The following is a 268-nucleotide window of genomic DNA, read 5'->3' on the forward strand; positions in this document are numbered from 1 at the left end:
CAGGCTACCCAGGTTTGCTACTTTATCAAGCAGAATAACTTGCATTACCTTATCCTCTCAAAGTCGTATTAATGGACCGTGACCGATTACTGATGGCGATCAGTGTACGGCAGCAGGGACAGGTAGCGAGCGCGTTTGATAGCGCGAGCCAGCTGACGCTGGTATTTTGCACGGGTACCGGTGATACGGCTTGGGACAATCTTACCGCTTTCGGTGATGTAGTTTTTCAGCGTAGCGATATCTTTATAGTCGATCTCTTGAACGCCTT

Annotated in this window: 1 protein-coding gene; it reads right to left on the reverse strand. The window is 48.9% G+C overall.

Features of this window, described 5'->3' with window-relative positions:
• Positions 1-86: 86 nt before the first annotated feature.
• Positions 87-268 (reverse strand): 30S ribosomal protein S18 (rpsR, locus tag SB764_RS40785; RefSeq protein ID WP_162100750.1); only part of this gene is annotated, 182 nt, incomplete at its 5' end.

It is taken from the genome of Paraburkholderia sp. SIMBA_027 (assembly GCF_046535315.1).
Taxonomy (GTDB): Bacteria; Pseudomonadota; Gammaproteobacteria; order Burkholderiales; family Burkholderiaceae; genus Paraburkholderia; species Paraburkholderia tropica.